General features: G+C 66.3%; 13 protein-coding genes. 8 read left to right on the plus strand and 5 right to left on the minus strand.

The window, feature by feature from the left end; translation table 11 throughout:
- Nucleotides 1-94 precede the first annotated feature (94 nt).
- The gene (locus tag FHT09_RS01735) at nucleotides 95-2,266 is read right to left on the minus strand and encodes a TonB-dependent receptor (RefSeq protein WP_184416829.1); all 2,172 of its coding nucleotides are present in this window, start codon (nucleotides 2,264-2,266) and stop codon (nucleotides 95-97) included.
- A gap of 32 nt (nucleotides 2,267-2,298) precedes the next feature.
- Nucleotides 2,299-3,459: a phosphotransferase gene (locus tag FHT09_RS01740; RefSeq protein WP_184416831.1), complete on the minus strand. Its 1,161-nt coding sequence runs from the start codon at nucleotides 3,457-3,459 to the stop codon at nucleotides 2,299-2,301.
- A 353-nt stretch (nucleotides 3,460-3,812) separates the two neighbouring features.
- On the opposite strand from FHT09_RS01740, the gene FHT09_RS01745 reads away from it, so the two are divergent.
- The 6 genes from FHT09_RS01745 to pncB all read left to right on the plus strand — a co-directional run bounded on the left by FHT09_RS01745 (nucleotide 3,813) and on the right by pncB (nucleotide 11,370).
- Nucleotides 3,813-4,652 carry a glycosyltransferase family 2 protein gene (locus tag FHT09_RS01745; protein WP_104607353.1) on the plus strand — a complete coding sequence of 280 codons (840 nt, stop codon included), beginning with the start codon at nucleotides 3,813-3,815 and terminating at the stop codon, nucleotides 4,650-4,652.
- A gap of 129 nt (nucleotides 4,653-4,781) precedes the next feature.
- On the plus strand, nucleotides 4,782-5,804 hold the full coding sequence (locus FHT09_RS01750; RefSeq protein WP_166774105.1) for a hypothetical protein: 1,023 nt from the start codon (nucleotides 4,782-4,784) through the stop codon (nucleotides 5,802-5,804).
- A gap of 13 nt (nucleotides 5,805-5,817) precedes the next feature.
- On the plus strand, nucleotides 5,818-7,725 hold the full coding sequence (locus FHT09_RS01755; protein ID WP_104607352.1) for a glycosyltransferase family 2 protein: 1,908 nt from the start codon (nucleotides 5,818-5,820) through the stop codon (nucleotides 7,723-7,725).
- A gap of 49 nt (nucleotides 7,726-7,774) precedes the next feature.
- On the plus strand, nucleotides 7,775-9,070 hold the full coding sequence (locus tag FHT09_RS01760; RefSeq protein WP_104607351.1) for a hypothetical protein: 1,296 nt from the start codon (nucleotides 7,775-7,777) through the stop codon (nucleotides 9,068-9,070).
- Nucleotides 9,052-10,020 (plus strand): glycosidase-like protein, encoded by a 969-nt coding sequence (locus FHT09_RS01765; RefSeq protein ID WP_104607350.1) that lies wholly within the window; start codon nucleotides 9,052-9,054, stop codon nucleotides 10,018-10,020. Before FHT09_RS01760 ends, FHT09_RS01765 begins: the two co-directional genes overlap by 19 nt.
- Before the next feature lie 153 nt (nucleotides 10,021-10,173).
- Nucleotides 10,174-11,370: a nicotinate phosphoribosyltransferase gene (gene pncB / locus FHT09_RS01770; RefSeq protein ID WP_104607349.1), complete on the plus strand. Its 1,197-nt coding sequence runs from the start codon at nucleotides 10,174-10,176 to the stop codon at nucleotides 11,368-11,370.
- Between the two features lie 148 nt (nucleotides 11,371-11,518).
- Here pncB and FHT09_RS01775 read toward each other — a convergent pair whose 3' ends face one another.
- Nucleotides 11,519-13,177 (minus strand): PA domain-containing protein, encoded by a 1,659-nt coding sequence (locus FHT09_RS01775; protein WP_104607348.1) that lies wholly within the window; start codon nucleotides 13,175-13,177, stop codon nucleotides 11,519-11,521.
- Nucleotides 13,170-13,583, minus strand: a complete 414-nt coding sequence (locus FHT09_RS01780; protein ID WP_104607347.1) for a hypothetical protein — start codon at nucleotides 13,581-13,583, stop codon at nucleotides 13,170-13,172. The genes FHT09_RS01775 and FHT09_RS01780 overlap by 8 nt, the downstream gene beginning before the upstream one ends.
- Nucleotides 13,584-14,043: 460 nt before the next feature.
- Here FHT09_RS01780 and def point away from each other — a divergent pair, with 460 nt between their 5' ends.
- A complete protein-coding gene (def, locus tag FHT09_RS01785; RefSeq protein WP_104607346.1) occupies nucleotides 14,044-14,559 on the plus strand; it encodes a peptide deformylase in 516 nt (171 codons plus the stop codon).
- Nucleotides 14,560-14,623: 64 nt separating this feature from the next.
- Here def and ettA read toward each other — a convergent pair whose 3' ends face one another.
- Nucleotides 14,624-16,285, minus strand: coding sequence for an energy-dependent translational throttle protein EttA (gene ettA, locus FHT09_RS01790; RefSeq protein WP_024940592.1), 1,662 nt, complete (start codon nucleotides 16,283-16,285; stop codon nucleotides 14,624-14,626).
- A gap of 226 nt (nucleotides 16,286-16,511) precedes the next feature.
- On the opposite strand from ettA, the gene FHT09_RS01795 reads away from it, so the two are divergent.
- The gene (locus tag FHT09_RS01795; RefSeq protein WP_104607345.1) at nucleotides 16,512-17,033 is read left to right on the plus strand and encodes an RcnB family protein; all 522 of its coding nucleotides are present in this window, start codon (nucleotides 16,512-16,514) and stop codon (nucleotides 17,031-17,033) included.
- The last annotated feature ends 100 nt before the right edge of the window (nucleotides 17,034-17,133 follow it).

Consider the following 17,133-nt stretch of genomic DNA (forward strand, 5'->3'; position numbering starts at 1 on the left):
CGATACCTGCAGCGCACTCGGCCCGCGCAGCACCGCTGTCGCGTAACCCGTGCAGCTCATGCGTCAGCGGATCGCATGGCCGCATCGGCCGCGTTTAGAAGTCCACCTGCACGGTCAGACGCGCCGTACGCGGCGCACCCGGGAACAGGTACGCATCGCCCTGGTATTCGCCGCTATCGCGCCAGTAGCGCTTGTCGAACACGTTGTCCACGTTCAAGCGCCAGGTGGTGGCCAGCCCGCCCAGTGCAGTGGCGTAACGCGCGCCCAGGTTGGCCACCGTGTAGGCCGGCACGCTGGCGTTGCCGAGCCGGTCGGCGAACTTGCGCCCGCTGTATCGCATGCCTGCCAGCAGCGCCAGGCCATCGATGCCGGGCACGCTGTAGTCGGCCTGCAGGCTGGCGCGCAGCTTGGGCACGTTGATGGCCTGGTGGCCTTCGTACTCGGCAATGTCGGTGTCTTCGGCGCGTCCGCGGATCGCCGCGACGCTGGCGAAGATGCGCAGCTGCGCGGTGGCCGCGCCATCGGCCGACAACTCCAGGCCGCGGTTGTGCAGGCGGCCCTGTTGCACATAGCGCAGGCCGCCATCGGCCTGCGGCTGGGTGAACTGGTAGGCCTGGCGGATGTCGAACAGCGCCGCGCCCAGACGCAGGCTGTCGAGCTCGAATTTGGCGCCGGTCTCCAGCTGGTAGGCATTGGTCGGGGGCAGGATCTCATCGGCGTTGTCGGCAAACCACGGGGCGGTACCGCCGGCGGCCAGGCTCTTGGCGTAGCTGGCGTACAGCGATACCTGCTGCTGCGGTTTGAACAGCAGCGCGGCCTGCGGCAGCAGCGTGTCCTTGCGCGTGCGTCGCTCCAGCACGCCATCGCGGTCGAAGCTGCGCTCGTCCAGGCGCACGTAACGCGCGCCCAGCGACAGCTCCCATTGCGACCCAAGACCGATCCGGTCGGCCAATACCAACGCACGTTGACGGCTGTCCAGGCGGCGTTGCTTCGGGTCCAGGGCGACGTCGGTCTGTGCAAACACTGCGGGGTCGCGGTCGATGCTGCCGCTGCCGACGAATTCGTTGACCGAACCGAAACGATCGATGGTGCGGCGTAGCCAGTCGCCGCCGATGCTCAGGCGGTGATCCAGCGCGCCGGTGAGCACACGGCCTTCCAGCGTGGCGCGCAGTTGATCGTGCACGCGGGTGTCGTCGGGGCTGCGGTAGTCGTAGACGTCGTACTCGCCTTGCGCGCTGAAGAAATTCGGGGTGACGCTGTCGGCGCAACTGGCCGCGCCATAACAGCCCCAGGCGAACGCGGAGAAATCGTTGATCACCGAGCGGCTGCGTGACGCTTCAGCGGTAGCGCGCCAGTCGTCGTTGAACTGGTAGGCGTAGCGCAGCTGCGCATTGAGCGAATCCATCTCCACCGGCCGCGACCACGGCTGGTAGCCGAGCAGGCGATGCACATCGATAGCGCGCGGCACCTGGGTGCCGTCCAGGAGCTGATAACCCGGCACCGAGCGTTGCTGCCGATGCTGATACTCCACATCCAGCTGCAGCAGCGATTGCGGGCTGATCTTCCAGTCGCCGGCCAGCGACAGGAAATTGCGATAGCCGTCGGCGTGCTCGACATAGCTGTTGATGTCTTCGCGCGCTGCGTTGACGCGCAGGCCCAGGCTGCGCTCGGCACCGAACCAGTCGCCCAGGTCGGCGGCGACATAGCGCGAGCCTTGTTCGTCGGTGCCCAGGGTCACGCTGCGCACGTGCTCGGGCCGCTTGGTGCGGTAGTCGATCAGCCCGGCCGGTTCGTTGACGCCCGATTGCAGCCCGGCCAGGCCCTTGAGGATCTGCACCTGCTGCTTGTTTTCCAGTGCGATGGATTGTTCGCCCACTGCGCTCAGGCCATTGATGCGGTAACTGTTGGCGGCGTTGAGCGAATAGCCGCGCACGACGAAATTTTCGTAGTAGCCGATCGGGGCATAGGCATCGCCGGCGGAGGCATCGGCACGCAATACCTCGCTGAGCACGCGAGCCTGACGGTCGAGCAATTGCTGGCGATCGATCACCGCGATCGAGGCCGGGGCATCCAGCAGCCGCGTGGCGCCGAAGCCGGTCAAGGCCGTGCTGGCGTCGGCGTGTTCGCCACGCACGTTGACCGCATCCAGTTCGACCGCCTCGGCACCGGGGTGTTGCTGCGCGAGTGCAGGCGTGGCGACACACAGCGCAAGTGCAAGTGCAAGCGCAAGCGGGCGGCGGTGGGGCAGAGGGGCGGACAGGTGCATGCGCAGGGCTCGAAAAGGAGAAGGAAGAACGCTCATGGCAACCGGCGCGCGCGCGCGCGCAGGTGATTGAGCAGACACTGGCCATCGGCGCTGGCAAACCAGTCCGCATGGCCGAGCAGGTAACGGTGGTAGGCGATGTCGGCGTTGTCGGCCGAGCGGGTGATGCCGGCGAAGTAGTCGATCTCGCTCAGTGCGAAGTCGGCATGCACGATCGGCAGCAAGGCGGCCAGCTGCCTTAGCTGCGCGGCGTCCAGCGCGCAGTGCCGGGCGTAGCCGTCCAGCAAGGCGTCGAGTTGCTCCAGCTGCGGCTGCGCGCGCTGCCCTGCATCCAGGTTCAACCATGGGATCAGAGTGCGTTCGATTGCCGTGGCCAGGTCGAACATCGCAAAGCTGCGGTCGCACAGGCCGAAGTCGAACACCGCGCTGACCGCGATGGCCCCATCGTCGTGCGTGCGCCACAGCAGGTTGGAGGCATGCCAGTCGCCATGCGTCCACAGCGGCGGCAGGGCACCGGGCGCCGACAGCACCGGCCATGCCCGGGCGTGCCAGGGCAGCAGGTGGTCGGTCAGGTCGCGGCGCCAGGGCCGGTCCTGAAAATCGGCGGCCAGGCCGGGGCGCGACAGCAATGCCTGTTCCACCGCCCGGATCGGGTCGGCCTGCGCGAACAGGGCCAGGTTGGCCACCAGCACGCTGCTTTGGCGTGGCGGCGCATCGAATCCCTGCGCTGCCAGGTGCAGGCGGGCCAGCGCGGCACCTGCCGCCCACGCATGCGTGGCGGAGGTGAAGGGCGTCCACGACAAGGCATCCCGGTACAGGTCCTGGCCGATACCTGCGCGCTGCACTTCGTAGACCCAGTCCGCATCGGCCAGGGCGGTGCGGCCCGCGGCATCGTGCAGCACCTCGACCACCGGTGCCCCGGCCCAGCGCAGATGCGCCATGAACCGGTGCTCTTCGCGCACCGCAGCCACATTGCGCACGCTGCGGTGATGCCGCTTGACGATGACCGTGCCGTTGGCGGTGTCCACGCAGGCGGCGGCGGAAAACGGGCGCGCACTATGCCAGCGAATCAGTTCGCCACCGCCAGGAGCGGGAAAGTGCTGCAGCACGCGATGGATTTCGTCGGCGGTCAACACCGGCCAGTCCGGCAGCGCCAACTCCAGGCCCATGCCGTGCACCTGATGCGAGGTGCTCATCCGCGCGGATCCGGCAATGTTGAGCCGTCCAGTGGTATAGACCAGCCAATCGGTGTCGAAGGGGCGGACCCGGCGCGCGCGCCGGCGACAACATGGACGGCGCTGCCAGGCCGTCGTTGCGGCGCGCCCGCCATCAGGCGGTTGCGCTGCAGGGAATGAAAAGGCAGCGCAACACCGAAAGGTCGCTGGCCGTCATCTCGATACTGAATGTGGGGTGCGCCGTGGGCGGCGCCTGCGCAAAGCCGCTGGGCGGCTCCGGGCGCGCAGTATGCCTGCTGCGGCTGCCAGCCGCCATATCGGCGCCGGCACACGCCCAATGGCGTTGCGCTGCCCCGGGGCCGGATAATGGCCGGATGACTCCCGTCCAGATTGCCGCCGTCGTCGTCACCTATCAGAGCAGCAGCACCATCGATGCATGCCTGTCGCGGCTGCGCGCGGCAGAGGGCATCAGCGAGATCCGGGTGGTCGACAACGCGTCCAGCGACGATACGCTGGAGGTCGTGCAGCGGCATGCGTTGGCCGATGCGCGGCTGCACTTCATCGCCAATCCGGACAACCCGGGCTTTGCGACCGCCTGCAACCAGGGCGCGCGCGACTCGCAGGCGCCCTGGCTGGTCTTCATCAACCCGGACCTGATGGTCGAACGCGATACATTGGCGCAGCTGTGCGCGCGCGCGTCCGGGCATGCGGCGGTGCTGTTGGGCGTGGAGCAGGTAGACGAGCAGGGGCAGCCGGATGCCGCCGTGCGCCGTCGCGATCCGGATTTTGCGGCGATGTTGCGCGCACCGCGCGCTGCCGCCCAGCTGGCGGTGCCGGCCGATCCGTCTGCGACCTTGCAGGTGGTGGACGCCATTTCCGGCGCCTTGATGCTGATGCAACGCAGCCTGTTCGACCGGCTCGACGGCTGGGACGGCGGCTACCGGCTGCACGCCGAAGACCTGGACCTGTGCCGACGTGCGCGTCAGGCCGGCGCGCTGGTGGCGGTGGCCAACGATCTGCAGGTCCTGCATGTGCGCGGCGTGTCCAGTCGTTCGCGGCCGTTCTTTGTCGAGTGGCATAAGCACCGCGGCCTGTGGCGCTATTTCCGCAAGTTCGAGGCGGGCCGGCGCGGGCGGGTCACCCGGCTTGGCGTCTGGCTGGCGATCTGGACCCATGCGGCCGCCCAGGTGCCGAGATTGTTGCAAAACAGATGAGTCCGCTCGCGTTAAATTTGTGATAAATCGGTGATGGGTGGCGGAACTTAACTGTGATACGTTTCGCCTCGAAGTGTGATCAATCACTAGCTTCCTGTCCCTTCCGGGTCCCCCATCAGGAATCGTGCAATGTCCTTACACAACGACCCGCAGCTGCGGGTACGTCAGCCATGCGCCGCCGCGCTGCAGTCCAGTTCGGTTGCCTTGCCCCCTTCTCTTGAGTCCACCATGTGTCGCGCGCCGGTGGCTGCGCTGTCGGCGCTCGCGTTGAGCTGCCTGATGGCTGCCGTGCCGGGTACGGCCTTGGCCGGTGCCTGGACCCAGCCGCAGGGCGACACCCTGGTGATCGTCAAGGCGCTGCATAGCGATGGCACCGGCTGGTTCGACGACGCCCATCACCGCGGTGATTTCGGCAACAACGGACGCAGCCGCCAGGACCAGCTCAATGTGTATGTCGAGCATGGTCTGAGCGATACGCTGAGCGTGATCGGCAATTTCTATTTCACCGAAGTCGGCTTCAACAACGACGAACCGGTGAACGGTGCGCCCGGGCGGGCACGCCGCAGCACGACCGGCTTTGCCGATCAGGAGATCGGCCTGCGCTACGCACTGCCAAGCGCGGCCGACGACGTCTGGCGTAGCGCGGTGCAGGCCTTGGTCAGTCTCCCGGCCTACGGGCGTAGCAAAACCTATCACCCAAACAATCCTGGGCGCGACCCCGCGCTCGGCCTCGGCGACTACGGCCTGGAGCTGCGTTACAGCCGTGGGCGTGGTTACACGCTGGGCGGGCGCAACGGCTACGTCGATCTGGGGGGCGCGGTGCGCTTGCGCGGCAGTGCCGCTTCCGACGAAGTGCGGGTGGATGCATCCACCGGCCTGAGCCTGACCCCGAGCTGGTTGCTGCTCGGCGAAGTCAACGTGATCCAGGGCCTGGGTAACGGTCGTAACGACGCGTTTGTCGTTGGCTCGACACCTGGCGATTCCGGCTTCGTCGCCACCGGCACCAACTACGACCTCACCAAGCTGCAGCTGTCCACGCTGTACACCGCGCCGGGCGGCAGCCAGTGGCAGGTGGGCTATCAGCAGCCTGTCATGGGCCGCAACACCGGCGCCGCGGGTGGGCCATTCGTGGCCGCCTGGTGGCGGTTCTAAGGACGCCACGACAATGACGGTCACCTGCGAAATGGAGGCGCTTGGACGGGCACCGGACATCGGCCGCGAGCGCGGTCTGTTGGGTCGCGCGCTGGTCACGGCAGGCGTCATCACCGACGAACAGCTGCGCTCGGCGCTGGCGTTGCAGCAACGCTGGAACTCGCGCCTGGGCGATGTGATCCTGGCCCAGCGCGGCGTACCGGCGCAGCGGTTCTACGCCATCGTCGCCGCGCATTTCGGTCTTGAGTTCATCGACTTGGTGCAGCAGCCGCCGGATCCGGAACTGCTCACCCCCGGCGATCTGGAAAGTTACGCGCAGCGCCTGCTGCTGCCGTGGCGTCGCGAGGACGGCGTGCTGGTGCTGGCCGTGGCCGATCCCGACCCGGCGGTGTTTGCCTGGGCGCGTGCGCACTATGGCGAAGACGTGCGTTTTGTCGGCACCGCCAAGTTCGACATCATCTGGAGCCTGCAGCGCTATGCCGACGAGCAGCTCACCGACAACGCGCTGAACCTGCTTGCAGCGCATGCGCCGACCTATTCGGCGCGCCAGGTGGTGACGCGCGGACAGAAGTTCACGCTGTGGGCAATTGCCGCGGTGCTGGTGATCTCAATGGTGCTGTTCCCGGTGCCGGCCCTGATCACCGTCAACACGCTGGTGGCGCTGGGCTTTCTGGCAACCTTCGGGCTGAAGCTGTTGCTGGTGTGGTTCGGCTCGCGCCACCGCATCGACATCAAGGTCACCGAAGACGAAGTGGCCGCGCTGCGCGATGACGACCTGCCGGTCTATACCGTGCTGGTGCCGATGTACAAGGAGCCGGAAGTCCTGCCGATCCTGGCCAACGCGCTGCGCAAGCTGGATTACCCGATCAGCAAGCTCGACGTGAAGCTGGTGCTGGAAGCGGACGATGTCGACACCATCGAAGCCGCCAAGAAACTCGGCCTGGAGGCGTTCTTCGAAATCATCCGGGTGCCGCCGTCGCAGCCCAAGACCAAGCCCAAGGCCTGCAACTACGCGCTGCATTTTGCGCGCGGCGAACTGCTCACCATCTACGACGCCGAAGACAAGCCCGAGCCGGATCAGCTCAAGCGCGTGGTGGCCGCATTCCGCAAGGCCGAAAAGGACGTGGTGTGCATCCAGGCGCGCTTGAACTACTACAACGCCGACGAGAACTGGCTGACGCGGATGTTCACGCTGGAGTACACGCTCTGGTTCGACTTCTACCTGCCGGCGCTGGAGTACCTGCGCATTCCGATTCCACTGGGCGGCACGTCCAACCACTTCCGTCTGGATGTGTTGCGCCAGGTGCGTGCATGGGACCCGTACAACGTCACCGAAGACGCCGATCTGGGCGTGCGGCTGATCCAGAACGGCTACCGCGTCAACGTGGTCAATTCCACCACGTTCGAAGAAGCCAACGTCAGCATTCCCAACTGGATCCGGCAGCGGTCGCGCTGGCTCAAGGGCTACATGCAGACCTGGCTGGTGCACATGCGCGACCCGGTGCATCTGTATCGCAGCACCGGTTTCAAGGGCTTCTGGGGCTTTCAGTTCTTCATTGGCGGCGGCTTCTTCACCGCATTGGGCGTGCCGGTGCTGTGGGCGCTGTATGTGGGCTGGGCCGTGACCGGGACAACCGCGTTCGAGCGCTTCTTCCCGCCCTGGCTGGCGACCGTGTCGTTGGTCAATCTGTTGTTGGCCAATGCGTTCTTCATCTACATCACGCTGGTGGCTGCGTTCAAACGCGACTACTTCAAGCTGGCGCCCTACGCGCTGACCGTGCCGTTCTATTGGGCGCTGCAGTCGATCGCCGCTTACAAGGGTCTCTGGCAGCTGATCCACAATCCGTTCTATTGGGAGAAGACCACTCATGGCATCAGCAAGCATTCGGAAAACGAGCGCCGCGCCGCACTCGAAGAGTGAGTCGGCCGTCTCGCGTCGTCACAGCGGGCTGCCGGCGTTTCTGGTCGCCGTGGTGGCCCTGTCGCTGCTGAGCCAACCCTTGCTGTTGCAGTCGGTCGGCTCCGCCGCACCGGCAATTGCGCCCGCGGACAGCTTGCCGGCGACCAGTTTGCTGGCGTGGGCGATCAACCTCGGACTGGACAGCTGGAATCTGCCGTTCCAGGTCTGGCCGTTCCTGGCAGTTGCCGCCAATGCACTGTTCCTGTCGCTGCTGTGGCGCGATCTGGCCGGCGTGTTCGGACGCGGCTGGGCCAGCGGATTGACGGTATTGGTGGGCTGCAATCCGCTGTTCCTGTTGCCGATCGCCGCCGGCGGAAGCCAGGCGGTGGGTCTGCTGGCGTTCTACGGTTTGTGCCGCACCTTGCGCCGCCTGCAGATGCCGGTGGAGGCCTTCACCTACCTGCGCATCGCCGGCTGGTTGTGCATCCTGCTGTGCCTGGATGTGCAGACACTTGCGTTGTCGACGATGGTGGCACCGTGGCTGCTGCTGGTGATGCCGCCGCAGATGCTGCGCAAGGCGCCGGGGTCGTTCTATCTGGTGTGCTATCTGCCGTTCGCGTTCCTGGTCGGCATGTGGGCCTACGTCAATCTGACCGTGTTCAACGCACCGTGGCCGTCGCTGTCGAGCATCGGGCAGGGCGCGCATCCGCTGCCGTTGCCGCTGGCCGACCACGCGCTGGGCTGGTTGCCGGCCGTGCGGTGGGGCGTGGCGGCGGTGGTCTGCTTCCCGGTCCTGGCATTGCTGGCCCGCAGTTGCAGCAGCGCGCTCACGCGCGGCGTGGTGGCCAGCGCCGGCACCGTGATCTGCGCAGCGGCGTTGTCGTTTGCCTTCGGCTGGGCCGGGTTCGACGCCTTGTTGCTGCTGTGGGTGCCGGTGGCATTGCTGTTGCGTGCACTCCATGCCGATCAGCGCAGTCAGGCCGCCGGCCTGCTGTTGCTGGGTCTGATCGGTGCGGCCTGGGTGCAGCCGCAGGGCTGGGGCAGCTGGATGCGTGCGGCGCCTGCCGATGCGCAATCCTTGCTGCAGGGCGAGGCGATGGTCATGGCTGCGCCGGTGTCGTTGCCCACCAACGGCGCGGCAACGTCGGCAGCGGACGCTAGGCAGTTGCAGCCCGCCGCAGCCACTTCCGCGGCCGTGTCCGGGCAGGTCGCTGCCGGCGCCAGCGCGCCCGTTGATGCCAGAGCTGCCACTGCTGCAATGGTGCAGCCGGGCAGGAACGCCGCTGGCATCGGTGCAGTGGACTGCGCGCACACCACGACGGCCTCCACCACCGAGGCATCTGCCGCATGTTCAAACGCGTTCTGAGCACTGCGTTTCTGGTCGGGGCGTGCATGCTGGTCAACGGCTGCAACGCGGACGCATCGACGTGGATGGGCGCCAACGTCAAGGTCTCGGCCAACGCGCCGTGGGAAAGCGAAGCGGCGGCGCAGTCGCTGGACGCGCTGGCCAGAACCGGCGCCAGCAGGGCGCTACTGGTGGCATTTGTGTGGCAGGCCAACCCACAGTCGAATGACCCGGTGCTGGGCAGCGACAGCAGCGTGGAGGCCATGCGCGCCGCGTTGCGGCAGAGCCATCACGCCGGTCTGCAGGCCACGCTCAAGGTGCATGTGTGGATTCCCGGACATTGGGCCGGCGACACGGCGCCCACAGACCAGGCAGCCTGGTTTGCCGCGTATCAGAACGCGTTGCTGCCGTTGGCCAGACTGGCCGAAGACGAGCACGCCGAAGCGCTGGTGATCGGCACCGAACTGCGCAAGCTGCAGGACGCGCCGCAGTGGCCTGGCCTGGTGGCGGAAGTGCGCAAGGTCTACCACGGCAAGCTGCTGTACGTGGCCGACGGCATGGAGCACGCCGAAAGCTTCCGTTACTGGTCCTTGTTCGATGCAGTGGGCACCAGCCTGTATCCGCGGCTGTCCGAAGCGGCCGCTACACGCACGGCCGAGATGAACGCTGCCGCGCAGCGTCTGCAGCAACTCGGGCAGCGCGTGGGCAAGCCAGTGTGGGTGGCGGAGCTGGGGCTGCGTTCTGCACGCGGCAGCCTGGCCGCGCCATGGGAAAGCCCGGAACAACGCGCCGCCGCAGTCGACACCCGCCTGCAGCTGCAGGTGTTGCAGCAGTGGCGCAAGGTCCTGCAGGCGCACGGCGTGGACGGCATCGCGCTGTGGTGCTGGTACACCGACCCCAAGGCCGGTGGGCCAGGCGACAGCGACTTCACCGTGCAGGGCAAACCTGCGCAGCAGGTGCTGGCGCGCTGAGCGATCACGCCCGGCCATCTCTCAGAGAAGCTGCCGAGCGCAGTTGCCAAGTGAGATCGCCAAGCGCACTGCCGCCGCGCAGCGCACCGCCGCCCGGGGCATGGGAACGGTTTGCACGCAGCGCGATCGCCGCTGCGGGCATAATCCGGCAGCATGATCATCCATTCGCTGCTCGACACCGACCTGTACAAATTCACCATGATGCAGGCGGTGCTGCATCAGCATCCGGCCGCGCAAGTCGATTACCGCTTCAAGTGCCGCACGCCTGGTGTGGATCTGGCGCAGTTCATCGACGAGATCTCGCGCGAGATCGACGCGCTGTGCCGGCTGCGTCTGCGCGAGGATGAAGTGGGCTATCTGCGCGGCCTGCGCTTCATCAAGCCGGACTTTGCCGACTTCCTGGCGCTGTTCCATCTGGACCGCAAGTATCTGCAGCTGTCGGCATCGACCAGCCACCCAGGGGAGATCGAGCTGACCATCCGCGGCCCCTGGCTGCATACCATCCTGTTCGAGGTGCCGTTGCTGGCGATCATCAACGAGGTGTGGTTCCGCAACACCTCCGAGCCGGATTACGAAGAAGGCCGTCGCCGCCTGCGCGAGAAGGTGAGCAGCCTGCGCAGCATGCCGGCCGGCTGCAAGATCGCCGATTACGGCACCCGGCGGCGCTATTCGCGGCACTGGCACGGCGAGTTGCTGCCGTTGCTGCGCGATGGCCTGGGCGAGCAGTTCGTCGGCACCAGCAATGTGTATTTCGCCAAGCATTACGGCCTGACCCCGCTGGGCACGATGGCGCACGAGTACCTGCAGGCGTTCCAGGCGTTGGGGCCGCGGCTGCGCGACTCGCAGGTGGCCGCGCTGGAATCGTGGGCGCGCGAGTACCGTGGCGATCTGGGCATCGCCCTGTCCGATGTGGTGGGGCTGGACGCCTTCCTGCGCGATTTCGATCTGTACTTCTGCAAGCTGTTCGACGGCATGCGCCATGATTCGGGCGACCCGTTCGAATGGGGCGAGCGGGTCATCGCCCACCTGCAGGCACACCGCATCGATCCCGCGACCAAGGTGCTGGTGTTCAGCGACGGCCTCAATATCGACAAGGTGATGCGGCTGTACGCGCACTTCCACACGCGCTGCCGGCTGGCATTTGGCGTAGGCACGAGCCTCACCAACGACCTGGGGCCAATGCCGCTGCAGATCGTGATCAAGATGGTCCGCTGCAATGGGCAGCCGGTGGCGAAACTGAGCGACTCGCCCGGCAAGAGCATGTGCGAGGACGCCGGTTACCTGCGCTATCTGCGCGATGTGTTCGGCTTGCTGCCGATGCCGGAAGCGGGCGAATCCGCGCGGCAATGACTGGGACGACTGCGCGCCGGGCCCGGTAAGGCGTTGTGCGTCATCGCTGCTGGTGCGGCCCCGCTTGAGCGGCATGAGGGGGTGAGCGAACGGCGCCTTTGGGGCGCCGTTCGCATTCCACCAACTGCCTGCAGGCCGCGCCCGTCGCTTACGGGCGCACCTTGGTGGCGCAGACAAACACCGCTGCCTGTTGAATGCGGCTGATTGCACCCTGGTTCTGCAATTCGCGTGCGTGCTCGTCCATGCAGGTCAGGTACCCCAGACGGTTACCGGCGTTCTGCGTCTTGCACAGGCTGTTTTCGGCCGAGATGTTCGCGCCGGGAATCAGCCCGCCGGTTTCCAGCGTCGGCACCAGCGTATTGCAGTTGCCCAGCTTGGCCAGCCCGCGATTGAGCGTCCAGCCGATATCGGCAAACAGCGCCGGGGTCAGGTCGATGTTCAGATGCGCCTGCACTTCCGGCGTATCGAACGGTTCCATCAACGCGTTCGGCTGCAGGTCGGTATCGAAGTGCGAGAACGTCGAACCGCCGGCCACCACGCTGGGCGCGTACAAGCGCGTGCGGCCCGCGGTGTCGGTGCCCTGCAACAGCTCGGGGTCTTCGTACAGCGCCGCCACCACCCCGGTGCTGCCCTTCAGCCGCGCGCCATCGGCCTGCGACACCATGATCGCCGGGATGGCGATGTCGGTGATCGGCGGGGCGGCATTGCCCATCGTCTGCACGCCGGCCGCGTTGTTGGCCACGATCACGCCCACCGCACCGTTGAGCTGTGCGTTTTTGACCTTGACCGCGAACGCGCAGGTGCCGCGGTCGATCAGCGCCACCCTGCCGGCCACCTCGGCCGCATTGACGAACGGCGTTTCGCAGCCATCGCTGGCCGATGCGGCAGCCACCCCGTCATTGACCGTCACCACCGCGCGCGCCGGGAAATTGGCCGCCGTGGCCAGTGGCCCGAAGCTGGCAAAGCCCACCTCGAACTTGCCCGCCGCGCTGGCCGGTGCGCTCACCTGCAACAGGGTGCGCGGATCCAGGATCAGCGCGGCTTCGCGGTTGACCCGCGTGCCGGCCCACACCGTACGGCCGGGCGTGCGCATCGCTTCTGCACGCAGCGCATTGGTCATGGCCGGGTCGTCGAAGCGCTTGTTCTGCACATTGTCGAAGGCCTGCGCGGTGTAGACATCGGTCAGGCCGCTGCCCGAGCCGAGCACACCGGTGGTCTTGTTGAGGAAGCCGGCCGCACCCAGGCCGTGGCCGATCTCGTGCATCACCACGTTGAGGAAGTTGATCTTGCCCTCGGGCGTCTTGCCGTCCAGGCCCAGGTACCAGCCCGAGCCGGCCAGGCAGTCGGGCTTGCCCAGATCGCCGTTGAATTGCGAGAACACGTCGGCCGGATCGCTGGGGTCGGGGACCAGATCCTGCCCGGCGATTGCATCGCCCAGCGCAGACGGATACAGCGTATTGGGCTTGGAACCGGGGAAGTCGTTGACGATCCAGTTCGGGCCGGCCTGGCCCAGCGTGCCGCCGGTGGCGGTACAGGTCAGCCGCGCGAACGAGGCATACACCTTGATCTCGACATTGCTCTGCAGCACCGCGCCCCACAGGTCCATCGCGTACTGGTAGGCGATGCGGCGCTGCTCGCCGACCGAGCGCCCCGGGTTGCCGCCCAAGGGCGCTGCGGTGGTGGGGTCGTTCAAGCCGACGCTGGTGCCGGCGTCGCCGTTGATCAACGTGACGTTGGCGGCGCTTGCATGCAGCGGCGCGATGGCCGCAGCCACGGCCAGAGACAACAGCAACGAGGGCTTATTCATGCGGCAGCGCTCCGTGCTCGGCGTGGGCGGGTTGGGTGTCGGCGTCTTCGCTGTGCTCGATGACGATGCGGCCATCGGCCTGACGCGTCGCCATCAACGAGCTCATCTGCGTGGCCGGCAACTTGCGCACCACGGTGCCGTTGGGCAGGCGTCGCTCGGTCGCGCGTGCGGCAGATTCGGTCTGCGGAACCGCAGCGCGGGCAGCGCTGCTGCGGGCAGCCGACGCAGCCTGCTGATCCAGCGCGGCGCTCTCGGCGTCGGTCAGCGGGCGTAGCTTGCCGGTGACGGGATCGATACCGACCTTGGAACTGGTGGTTGCAGTCTCCTGCGCCAAGGCCATGGCCGGCAGGCAGACGACACACAACACTCCGGACAGCATCCATCCGGGCTTACGGAAGCTCATCATCGTTGGGGTTTCCTTGAGTCCAACAGGGGAAAGGAACGCCATGCAGGCACCGGCGTCGGGGGAATCCTTCCGTTTCAGTCTGTTCATGACTGAAGCATGAATCCGTGATGCGTGTCAATCTTTTGACATATAAGGCGCTGAATGCGAAGCGCTCGCCTGAGACAGTTACCGGTGCACTTGCGTCGAAGGAATTGCAGGGTGCTGCATCGGCGGCACGCATCCGGGGTCGGCCGGATTTTTGACGCGACCAACCGGGGCCGGCGATTTTCTCCTTCCCGGAGAAGCTGCCCCGAATGGGCGGACGCGGGGACGTGCGAAGCCTGGCGGAGATGCGAACCGCCAAGCAGCGCCAACCAATGCCCAGCTACCAATCCCGAATCCCCGTACCCCAATCCCGAAGCTCACCTACGCCTACCGCACAGGTCTTAAAATCACCGCAACGTTTCCCGGGAGCAGCCAGATGATTCGCGAGATTATCCGCATGGGCGACAAGCGCCTGCTGCGCGTGGCGCCACCGGTGACCAACCTGGGCAGCGCCGAGCTGCGCGCGCTGGTGGCCGACATGTTCGAGACCATGGACGATGCGCGCGGCGTTGGCCTGGCCGCACCGCAGATCGCGGTGGATCTGCAGCTGATGGTGTTCGGCTTCGACGCCAGCGAACGCTATCCCGACGCGCCGGCGGTGCCGCGCACCGCGTTGGCGAATGCGCAGATCGAACCGTTGTCGGAGGAAATGGAAAACGGCTGGGAAGGATGCCTGTCCATTCCCGGCCTGCGTGCCGTCATCCCGCGCTATCGCCACATTCGCTACCGCGGCTTCGCACCCGACGGCAGCCCGATCGAACGCGAGGCCGAAGGCTTCCACGCACGCGTGGTGCAGCACGAATACGACCATCTGGTCGGCCGCCTGTATCCCTCGCGGATCGAGAACTTCGCCACCTTCGGCTTCGAAGACGTGCTGTCCTACGACCTTTAATTTCGTCGGATGCCGCAGCTGCACCCGCATATGACAAGGGCGCCTTGCGGCGCCCTCGTCGTGCTTACTTCAGCGCCTTGAAGCGCAAACGCTTGGGGCCTGCGTCATCGCCCATGCGGCGGCGCTTGTCTTCTTCGTACTCGCGGTAGTTGCCCTGGAAGAACTCCACGTGCGAGTCGCCTTCGAACGCCAGGATATGCGTGGCGATGCGATCCAGGAACCAGCGGTCATGCGAGATCACGAAGGTGTTGCCCGGGAACTCCAGCAGCGCATCTTCCAGCGCACGCAGGGTCTCGATGTCCAGGTCGTTGGAGGGTTCGTCGAGCAGCAGCACGTTGCCGCCCTGCAGCAGGGTCTTGGCCATATGCAGACGGCCGCGCTCACCACCGGACAGCGAGCCGACCATCTTCTGCTGGTCCTGCCCCTTGAAGTTGAAGCGGCCGATGTAGGCGCGCGACTGGATCTCCACACCGTTGATGTTGAGGATGTCCAGGCCGCCTGCGATCTCCTGGAACACGTTGTGGTTGCCTTCCAGCTTGTCGCGGCTCTGGTCTACGTACGACAGCTGCACGGTCGGGCCGACCACGATCTCGCCGGAATCGGGCTTCTCCGCGCCGGTGATCATCTTGAACAGGGTGGACTTACCGGCACCGTTGGGGCCGATGATGCCGACGATGGCGCCGGGCGGCACGATCATCGACAGATTGTCGATCAGCAGGCGGTCGCCGAACTTCTTGGAGACGTTCTTGAACTCCATCACCGCATTGCCCAGGCGCTCGCCCGGCGGGATGAAGATCTCGTTGGTCTCGTTGCGCTTCTGGTAATCCACCGACTGCAGTTCTTCCAGGCGGGCCAGACGCGCCTTGCCCTTGGTACGGCCGCCCTTGGCATTCTGGCGCGACCATTCCAGTTCCTTCTGGATCGCCTTCTGGCGCGACTTTTCCTGGTTGTCTTCCTGCTTGAGGCGCTCGTCCTTCTGGGTCAGCCAGTCGGTGTAGTTGCCCTTCCACGGAATGCCGCGGCCGCGGTCCAGTTCCAGGATCCACTCGGCGGCGTTGTCGAGGAAGTAGCGATCATGCGTGACCGCCACCACGGTGCCGGTGTAGCGCGCCAGGAACTGCTCCAGCCACTCCACCGATTCGGCGTCCAGGTGGTTGGTCGGCTCGTCGAGCAGCAGCATGTCCGGCTTCTGCAGCAGCAGGCGGCACAGCGCCACGCGGCGCTTCTCGCCACCGGACAGCTTGCCGACCACCGCATCCCACGGCGGCAGGCGCAGCGCATCGGCGGCCACGTCCAGCTGGTTTTCCAGGGTGTGCGCATCGCCGGCGGCCAGGATCGCTTCCAGGCGTTCCTGTTCCTTGGCCAGGGCGTCGAAATCGGCGCCTTCCTCGGCATAGGCCAGGTACACCGCATCCAGCGCGGCCTGGGCCTGCAGCACGTCGCCCACGCCTTCCTCGACCGCTTCGCGCACGGTGTGCTCGGGGTTGAGCTGCGGTTCCTGGGCCAGGTAGCCGACCTTGATGCCGGCCTGCGGACGGGCTTCGCCCTCGAAGTCGGTATCCACGCCGGCCATGATCTTCAGCACCGTGGACTTGCCGGCGCCGTTCAGGCCCAGCAGGCCGATCTTGGCGCCCGGGAAAAAGCTAAGCGAGATGTCCTTGATGATCTGCCGCTTGGGCGGGACCACCTTGCTGACGCGGTTCATGGTGTAGATGTATTGCGACATGGGTGCTCCGTGGACGCAGGCAGCCCGCCGGCCGGGGCCGGAGGCAGCGGAAAAGGGATTGCGGCGATTATACGGGCAACCGGACTGACTCGCGGCGGCGATGCGGCAGCTAAACGGCAGCTTACCTCGCACCTGAATGGGCGGTTTCGTAATCGATTCCAGCAGGAATGCGTTAAGGCGGTTAGCGCCTTAATGAAATTGCGACATCGCAGACAGGAGCAATCCCATGAACCGCAAACGCATCGTGACTGTTGTGCTTTCCTCCATCCTGGCGCTGGGTTCCGTGGCCCCGGCAGCGTTTGCCGACGACTGGGGCCACGGCCACGATCGTCGTGGGCATGACCGCGACGATCGCCGCGACCGCGACCGCGATCAGCATGGCAATTGGCGCAACGATCGCCGCGACTGGCAGGACGAGCGCCGGGCCGACCGTCGCGATGACCGCCGCTACTACAGCAACGGCTACCGCGAGGGCTATCGCGATGCCCGTTATCAGGACCGTCGCTACGACCGCAACCGGGTCTATGTCTACGATCGCCCCAGCTATTACCGCGCCGGCCCGCCGCCGCGCCCGTACTGGGCCCGCGGCCAGCGCTACCACGGCCCGGTCTACGTGATCAACGACTACGACCGCTACAACCTGCGCCGCCCGCCGTATGGCTACCGTTGGCAGCGCGACAACACCGGCAATCTGCTGCTGGTGGCCATCGCCACCGGTGTGATCGCCGATCTGGTGCTCAACAACTAGGCCACGGCACTGGCCCGGCCCGGCAAGCGGCCAGGGCATCCTGCAAAGGCGCACTCCGGTGCGCCTTTGTCGTTCAAGGGCGGAACGGGCCATTGCGTGC

The sequence above is a fragment of the Xanthomonas sp. CFBP 8152 genome, from assembly GCF_014199025.1.
GTDB lineage: Bacteria > Pseudomonadota > Gammaproteobacteria > Xanthomonadales > Xanthomonadaceae > Xanthomonas > Xanthomonas arboricola_B.

What these genes read in the sequence shown, in the direction of transcription:
- FHT09_RS01735 (WP_184416829.1), bottom strand. Translation starts at nt 2,266, where the DNA reads ATGCACCTGTCCGCCCCTCTGCCCCACCGCCGCCCGCTTGCGCTTGCA.
- FHT09_RS01740 (WP_184416831.1), bottom strand. Translation starts at nt 3,459, where the DNA reads ATGAGCACCTCGCATCAGGTGCACGGCATGGGCCTGGAGTTGGCGCTG.
- FHT09_RS01745 (WP_104607353.1), top strand. Translation starts at nt 3,813, where the DNA reads ATGACTCCCGTCCAGATTGCCGCCGTCGTCGTCACCTATCAGAGCAGC.
- FHT09_RS01750 (WP_166774105.1), top strand. Translation starts at nt 4,782, where the DNA reads ATGTCCTTACACAACGACCCGCAGCTGCGGGTACGTCAGCCATGCGCC.
- FHT09_RS01755 (WP_104607352.1), top strand. Translation starts at nt 5,818, where the DNA reads ATGACGGTCACCTGCGAAATGGAGGCGCTTGGACGGGCACCGGACATC.
- FHT09_RS01765 (WP_104607350.1), top strand. Translation starts at nt 9,052, where the DNA reads ATGTTCAAACGCGTTCTGAGCACTGCGTTTCTGGTCGGGGCGTGCATG.
- pncB (WP_104607349.1), top strand. Translation starts at nt 10,174, where the DNA reads ATGATCATCCATTCGCTGCTCGACACCGACCTGTACAAATTCACCATG.
- FHT09_RS01775 (WP_104607348.1), bottom strand. Translation starts at nt 13,177, where the DNA reads ATGAATAAGCCCTCGTTGCTGTTGTCTCTGGCCGTGGCTGCGGCCATC.
- FHT09_RS01780 (WP_104607347.1), bottom strand. Translation starts at nt 13,583, where the DNA reads ATGATGAGCTTCCGTAAGCCCGGATGGATGCTGTCCGGAGTGTTGTGT.
- def (WP_104607346.1), top strand. Translation starts at nt 14,044, where the DNA reads ATGATTCGCGAGATTATCCGCATGGGCGACAAGCGCCTGCTGCGCGTG.
- ettA (WP_024940592.1), bottom strand. Translation starts at nt 16,285, where the DNA reads ATGTCGCAATACATCTACACCATGAACCGCGTCAGCAAGGTGGTCCCG.
- FHT09_RS01795 (WP_104607345.1), top strand. Translation starts at nt 16,512, where the DNA reads ATGAACCGCAAACGCATCGTGACTGTTGTGCTTTCCTCCATCCTGGCG.